The 6,912-nt window shown below is 64.0% G+C and carries 8 protein-coding genes; 4 read left to right on the plus strand and 4 right to left on the minus strand.

The genetic code is table 11. The features are described from left to right. Window positions 1-149: 149 nt before the first annotated feature. Window positions 150-1,154: an ABC transporter substrate-binding protein gene (locus GSQ89_RS20760; protein WP_158928764.1), complete on the minus strand. Its 1,005-nt coding sequence runs from the start codon at window positions 1,152-1,154 to the stop codon at window positions 150-152. Window positions 1,155-1,300: 146 nt separating this feature from the next. On the opposite strand from GSQ89_RS20760, the gene GSQ89_RS20765 reads away from it, so the two are divergent. Further along, window positions 1,301-2,518, plus strand: coding sequence for an MFS transporter (locus GSQ89_RS20765; RefSeq protein WP_158928766.1), 1,218 nt, complete (start codon window positions 1,301-1,303; stop codon window positions 2,516-2,518). An 89-nt stretch (window positions 2,519-2,607) separates the two neighbouring features. On the opposite strand, the gene GSQ89_RS20770 is transcribed toward GSQ89_RS20765, so the two are convergent. The 3 genes from GSQ89_RS20770 to GSQ89_RS20780 all read right to left on the minus strand — a co-directional run bounded on the left by GSQ89_RS20770 (window position 2,608) and on the right by GSQ89_RS20780 (window position 4,775). After that, window positions 2,608-3,525: a Hint domain-containing protein gene (locus tag GSQ89_RS20770; protein WP_158928768.1), complete on the minus strand. Its 918-nt coding sequence runs from the start codon at window positions 3,523-3,525 to the stop codon at window positions 2,608-2,610. 487 nt (window positions 3,526-4,012) lie between these two features. Continuing rightward, complete coding sequence (locus GSQ89_RS20775) at window positions 4,013-4,198, minus strand: hypothetical protein (RefSeq protein WP_158928770.1); 186 nt, start codon at window positions 4,196-4,198, stop codon at window positions 4,013-4,015. Between the two features lie 55 nt (window positions 4,199-4,253). Beyond that, the gene (locus tag GSQ89_RS20780) at window positions 4,254-4,775 is read right to left on the minus strand and encodes a hypothetical protein (protein ID WP_158928772.1); all 522 of its coding nucleotides are present in this window, start codon (window positions 4,773-4,775) and stop codon (window positions 4,254-4,256) included. Between the two features lie 114 nt (window positions 4,776-4,889). Between GSQ89_RS20780 and GSQ89_RS20785 the strand changes: the two genes are divergently transcribed. Genes GSQ89_RS20785 through GSQ89_RS20795 form a run of 3 tightly spaced genes read left to right on the plus strand, consistent with a single transcriptional unit; the run spans window position 4,890 to window position 6,622 of the window. Beyond that, the gene (locus GSQ89_RS20785; RefSeq protein ID WP_158928774.1) at window positions 4,890-5,246 is read left to right on the plus strand and encodes a cupredoxin domain-containing protein; all 357 of its coding nucleotides are present in this window, start codon (window positions 4,890-4,892) and stop codon (window positions 5,244-5,246) included. A gap of 5 nt (window positions 5,247-5,251) precedes the next feature. Continuing rightward, window positions 5,252-6,097 carry an FTR1 family protein gene (locus GSQ89_RS20790; RefSeq protein WP_158928776.1) on the plus strand — a complete coding sequence of 282 codons (846 nt, stop codon included), beginning with the start codon at window positions 5,252-5,254 and terminating at the stop codon, window positions 6,095-6,097. Between the two features lie 12 nt (window positions 6,098-6,109). Beyond that, complete coding sequence (locus GSQ89_RS20795) at window positions 6,110-6,622, plus strand: iron transporter (protein WP_158928778.1); 513 nt, start codon at window positions 6,110-6,112, stop codon at window positions 6,620-6,622. The last annotated feature ends 290 nt before the right edge of the window (window positions 6,623-6,912 follow it).

The following is a 6,912-nucleotide window of genomic DNA, read 5'->3' on the forward strand; positions in this document are numbered from 1 at the left end:
CCCCCGATGAGGAAACCAGCGACTGGAGAGCCGTGTGCGGGAAAACCGCACGCACGGTTCGGAGGGCGGGGAGGAAACTTCCCGACCCCTATCGGATCAGTAACGACCAACCGGTCGAAGACAGCGCCGCCTGGCCGTGCGCACCACCTTCAACTCCCCTCCCCACTTTCCACACCCGCCAGGAACAGATCCTTCCACGACCCCGGCATATGCTTCAGCCGTCCCACCTTGTGCATGAACCCCGCGAACGCCATCGTTTTCTGCGGCACCGTGGTCCACACATTATCCGGATCGACGATCATCTTCGTCATCTCCCCCGCATCATGCTTATCCCCCGACAGCGCGATATAGATCGCAGCCGCGTCCCCCGGATGCGCCGCGATGAACGCATTCGCCTCCTGCTGCGCCGCCAGCACCGCCGCGGTAACACCAGGATTGTCCTTCACGAACGACGGCGACGCCACCAGCACCCCGTTCACATGCGCCCCGCCCAGCGTCTCATACGACTTCAGCACCAGGTGCACCCCCGGCGTCGCCAGCTCATAGTAATAGAACGGAGACACCGCGTAATGACTGTTCACCGGCGACTTGCCCGACATCACCCCCGCGGCCGCCTCCGGATGCGGCAACGTCACCGTCAGCGGATCGAGCTTCTCATACGCCGCATCCCCCCACAGCTTCGCCGCCGCCATCTCCAGGCACAAAGCCTGCGCCGAGATCTTCGCCGTCGGCACCGCAATCCGATCCTTGTCGCCGAAATCGGCGATCGTCTTCACCGCCGCGTTGTTGGTCACCAGCATGAACGGCTGCAACTGCACGGCACTCAGCGCCCGCACCTCCCGCGGCGTGCCCACGGTCTTGTCCCATAGCGTCAGCAGCCCCGGCGCCCCGGTCACCCCGAAATCCACCTGCCCCGACAGCAACCCGTCGATCATCGCCCCCGGCCCACCCAGCGTCGGCCACGACACGGTCAACCCCGGCAGACCCTGCTTCGCCGCGTGCTTCTCCACCAGCTTCTCATGTTCCATCACCATCAGCGGCAGGTACGGCAACCCATACTGCCGGACGATCCGCACCCCGGCCGCCTCGGCCCGAACCCCGCGCGCCAACGCGGGCAATGCCAACAACCCAATCCCGAGGTCACGCCGACGCATATCTTGGTCCTCCCCTGTTGCAACCCTGCATAGACCGGAAACACGCCAACCGCCATCGACGCACCCGCAAGCCGATGCCAGACTCTCCGCCCCAACGACCGGAGGAAACCAGACCGCATGGCCTCGCCCAAACCCGCGCGCCTGCCTTGAGCAGTCCCTCAACCGCCAGCCTGCTGCGCTCTATGCCGGTCTGGCCGCTGCTCGCCACCCTGGCCGTGCAGACCCTGGCCACCATGGCGTTGTATTCCTTGCCCACGGTCGCGCCGGAGATCGCGAAAGACCTGCATGTCCCCGGCACTCTGATCGGCAGCCTCGTCGCCACCGCGTACGGCGTCGGCATCCTGTCCGCCCTGGTCTCCCCCGGCGTGGTCCGCAAATACGGCGGCGTGCGAACCACCCAAGCGGTACTGCTGGCCGCCGCCGGCATGCTGCTGCTGGCCGCGCTCGGGTCCGGCGTCACCGGCCTCGCGTTGTCCGTCATCGCCCTGGGCATCGGCTACGGCGCCGCCGCCCCCGCCAGCACCCATCTTCTGGTGCCGCAAACCCCGCAGCCCGTCTTCAACCTGGTGATGTCGTTCCGCCAGATCGGAGTCCCCTTCGGCGGCGTCATGGCCGCCCTGATCCTGCCGCCCTTGGTCCTGGCGATCGGCTGGCGCGGCTCGCTGCTCACCGAACTCGTCCCGGTCGTGCTGCTGATGCTGCTGATGGAAATCCCCCGCAAACGCTGGGACAGCGACCGAGACCCCACCCGCCGCGTCTTCGGCCGCACCCTGTGGCAACCCTTCGCCCTGCTGCGCGAACCGAGGTTCCGCCGCCTGTCCGTCGCCGCCTTCGTCTACGCCGGCCTGTCCCTGTGCCTGATCGCCTTCATGACCGTGCAACTGACCACCATCGTCCACCTGGACCTGATAGAGGCCGGCCAGGTGCTCGCCGCCTATCAGATCGCCGGTTCGATCAGCCGTCCGATCTGGGGCTGGGTCGCCGACCGCCTGCTGACCCCGGCACAAACCCTGGCGATCCACGGCGTCGGCATGGCCATCTGTTCGGTTCTGACCGGCCTCTACGGCCCCGGCTGGCCGCTGTGGGCGATCATGGCCAACGCTCTGTTGGCCGGCTGCACCGCCGGCGGCTACACCGGCGTCGGCTACGCCGAATACGCCACCCTGGGCGGCACCCGCCGCACCGAGGCCACCGGTCTGGGCACCGCCATCTTCTTCGCCGGCGGCATGGCCGTCCCCCCGATCTTCGGCGCCTCGATCGCCAGCTTCGGCGGCTACCAGGGCAGCTACGCCATCGCCGCTATCTGCGCCCTGGCCAGCGCCGCCTTGCTGGCCTGGCCCACCAGGACACGTCCGAACGGATGAGGACACGGGATTGGCCCCGTCGTCACCTCGTCACCCGTGACCCCCGCCAATCGCCATGTCGCCGTCGAATGCGACGCAAGCCAACGACGTTATTCAATCATTCGGAGGGACAGCATAATCCCAAAGTCCGGCACGGGCTCGACGTCCACACGCGCACCGTGCAGCGCGGCGACCTCCTGAATGCTCCGCACGTTTGCGCTATGCACCTCGGCATAAGACGTCTCCTGCGGGAAGCTGACGGTGATCTCCGGGCCGTTGGGCCGTTCGGATCCTACCAATAATAGTCGTCGACCTGGCGAGGAAGCGATTGCGTACTCCAGCAGGCGAAGCAGAATTGTCCGGAAAGGCTCCAGTGGAAAGCGCGTCTTGAGTTGCGGCTGGATGCCGAACTCGACACGCACCGAATGTTCGGCCAACAGGGCCGACAATCGATTCAGAAGCGCCCGCACCTCGGCATCGATGTCGAGATCTTTCGAAACCGCTCCGTCTGGGGGCACCGAGCTCGGTGGCGCTCTCTCAGAGACCACGGCAAATGGTTCGGCATTGATAGGTAGCAGGCTTTCGACCGGCAGTTTGTCCGCAAGAATGATATTGTGTGTGTCCAGCAATATGCCCCAATAGGTGATCGACCTACGATCTCTCAAACGCCGGATGCTTCCCTCATTCACCAGATCGCCGATTCGAAACAGCTTGCCGTTGAGATAAATGGCATGCTCCGGAGCCAGATAGACATCACGATCAGGCACTTGATCGGCCACCGCGTTCTTCCTGATGTGGACCGGCAGCTCAGCACGTTGACGCCGCGACAGGATGACCTCCCGCCGACCAATCCAGGCAATAGATACAAATCTCGGCTCGCCGCGGAGCAAGACCCAGACATGATCTTCGACAGACAGTGTCTCAACCGCCCGGTAACCTCCAGGCGTCAAAAGCCGGGTGCCCGTCGCAATACCGCACAATCTGGTTGATACATCAGCGGCAATCGCCGTAGTACGAGTAGCGATCACGTGCGGGAAAACGTCGTGTTATTACCGGGAAATTTCCTGAGGACGCTTATGTCCGGCGGTAAGGACACTGACATTAGGCAAAATCGCAGAGGCCAGAAGCCGATAAGCCGCGATGGATCATCAATCTCCGGCGACTTATTGCGATGCAGCCGAAAACGTCCGTTGATCGCAGATGCTGCATAAAGCGCGGGAGCAAGAAAAATCGACAATATCCCCAATTTTCTGTTGCGCAATAAGAATGAGTAACAGCATCGCCACGCCACCGCTTCCTCCCTGATCGTGGGATCACGCTTTTGACAACTTGCCATGCAAGCAAACATAACGCAAGTGTAAGCTGGAGCCAGAAGAGAGTTGGAAATATCCAGTAATAAGCCGCATTTTTGATAGATGCGGCCGGGAGGGATAAAAACATAGACTGTGACGCTTATTGAATGCTTGGATGGATACGAAAAGGCATGCCTCTCGGGTCTGACGGCCCCTGATCTCTTCAATCGAACGCCCTGTCAAAGGTCCGGATCAAAATGGGCTGCAGGGTGGCCATCTTCGGCACGACGCCGTCAGGCGAAGTCTCGAACGGATCCATCAGGCCATTTTTCGTGTCGGTGATCGCACCGCGGTCGAGCCGTTGCGAAAACGTTGGCGGGATATCCGCCGCATGCGCGACCGTCACCAAGGAACGCGACCTCTACGACGCACCTACCGTCTGGAATCGATCACCACTGACCCGCCTATCGCAGAAACACCTTCGGCACGCCCTCGGTATCCATACACGCGAACACCAGCGCCGCGGACCAACACAGCAGCGACAACGCCCCCGCGACACGCGCGGACACCGGCATTCGCCGTTCGGCAGCCAACGCCACCACGTATCCACCGCGATGGAACATGGCGGCATTCACCAGCCCCAGTCCGATGGAGATCAGCTTCGGCGTCCAATACGCGTGCGCCCCCACCGCCACCGGATCATACAGGAACAGCGCCAGTCCGGTGATGACGGTAACCGTAAACGTCGCCCACACCCAGGGCAGCACATGTTCCGCGAAAGCCCGCAGCGGAACCGTCCCGCGCCAGCCCATCAACCGGAAATCCAGCATCCCGATCCCGCCGAAGAACGCCGCCATCGACATGATATGGGCAATTCGGACCACGAAATGGAACCGCTGGATTGCGAAATGGTAAGGTCGCCAATCGACCGCCGCGAGAACCGGGAACGGGATGCGAATAGCGTCGAAGAGGCTGATATCGGCCATGATTCTACGGTTTTTGATCCAAAATCGGCGCCTGTCCAGGCCACCTGCGGGGGCCTTGTTATTGCGAACGCTCCGCATTAACAAGTCAGGGTGCTGAAAACAGGACACACCATCATGCCCCATGCGGTGCCTCTGCATCTGGTGGCCGTTCTCGCCGGTGTCGTCAGCCTGGGCGGAACCGCCATGGCCGCGGACCCGATCAGCCTGACGCTGAAGGATCACCACTTCACCCCGACCGACGTCACTGCCCCGGCAAACGAGCGTTTCCGCATCCAGGTCGTCAATCAAGACCCCACCCCCTCCGAATTCGAGAGCAGCGACCTGCGCATCGAAAAAATCGTCGTCCCCGGCGGCAAGATCACCGTGATGGCCGGCCCGCTGAAGCCCGGCAAATACGCCTTCTTCGACGACTACAACCCGGATCAGGCCAAGGGCACACTGACCGCCGTCGCAACACCGGCCGGGAAATAGACGCAATGCTCGCAAGCCTGATCATCGTATTCCGAGAAGTCCTGGAAGCCGGCCTGATCGTCGGCGTCGTCATGGCAGCCACCCAGGGGATCATCGGCCGGACCATCTGGCTGGCGGGCGGCATCGCCGCAGGCGTCGCCGGTGCCGGATGCCTGGCTTTGTTCGCCGGTGCGCTGGAATCGGCCTTCGCCGGGTCGGGGCAGGAGGTCTTCAACGCCTCCATCCTTGTCGCCGCCGTGGTGATGCTGAGCTGGCACCAACTCTGGATGGCCTCGCACGGCAAGCAGATGGCCGCCGAGATGAAAACCATGGGCCGAGATGTCGCCCAAGGCCGCCGATCCCTCTTCGCCCTCGCCATCGTGGTCGCCGTCGCGGTGCTGCGAGAAGGCGCCGAGGTCGTTTTGTTCCTGTACGGAATAGCCGCCGCCGGCCACGACGGCTGGCCCGCGCTGATGCTGGGCGGCGCCGGCGGCGTGGCCCTGGGCGCATTGGTTTCGTTCCTGCTGTATCGCGGCCTGCTCGCCATCCCCGTGCATCGCCTGTTCGCCGTCACCGGCTGGCTGATCGCGCTGCTGGCCGCCGGTATGGCCGGCCAGGCCGCCGCCATCCTGGCCGGCATCGACCTGATCCCCGCCTGGGGCTACCAGCTTTGGGACACATCCTGGCTCCTCCCCGAGGACGGTCTGCTCGGCCGCGCCCTGCACGCGATGATTGGCTATTCCGACCGGCCGATGGGCGTGCAACTCGCCGCCTGGGCCGTCGTCCTCACTGCGCTGGTCGTCGGCGCCCGCCTGATCCGCGGCGGTTCGGATAAGCCACGCGCTGTCACTCCCGACCGTGGCATTGCTTGAAAGGTTGATCGCATGAAACCCCTGGCCGCCGTGTTCGCCGCCGCCCTTCTGCTGCCCGCCGCCGCCAACGCCCGCGAGTATTTCGTCGGCGGCCCGGTCCACGCCCACGATATGGAGATCGTCGCCAACTATCTGGTCGGCGTCGAAATGGCACCGATGGCGCCGGGCATGGTCATGGGCGGCCCGGATGTGATCCATCTGGAGGCCGACGTCCACGCCACCGCCGACAACGCCTACGGCTATTCCGATGGCGAGTGGATCGCCTACCTGACCATCGGTTACGCGATCGAGAAGACCGGAACGGCATGGAAATCCAGCGGCACACTGAAGCCGATGATCGCCAAGGACGGAACCCACTACGCCGACAACCTGAAGATGGACGGCCCCGGGACCTACAAGGTCACCTACCACTTCACCTCCCCGGAATCGAACGGCTTCTTCCGCCACGTCGACAAGGAAACCGGCGTCCCCGCCTGGTGGTCCCCCTTCAGCGAGACCTTCACGTTCCAATACCCCCAGAAGTAGCCCGCCTCGATCACGGGCGACGAAAGCGGGCCGCCCCAACCGATCGCGGGGGGCGAAAGCGGACCACCCCAACCGATAGCGGGGGCTGAAGCGGGCCACCCTAGCCGATCGCGCGCGGCGAAAACGGGCCGCCCCAACCGATCGCAGGGGGGGCGAAAGTGGGCTGCCCCAGCCGATCGCGGCGACCCACCCCCACCCCATCCGTCATGGCCGGGCAAAGTCCCGGCCATCCACGCTTCGCCGGCGACCTCAATCCACCAGCACCCGAAAGTATTGAACCGGAACAACAA

It is taken from the genome of Acidisphaera sp. S103 (assembly GCF_009765975.1).
GTDB lineage: Bacteria > Pseudomonadota > Alphaproteobacteria > Acetobacterales > Acetobacteraceae > Rhodopila.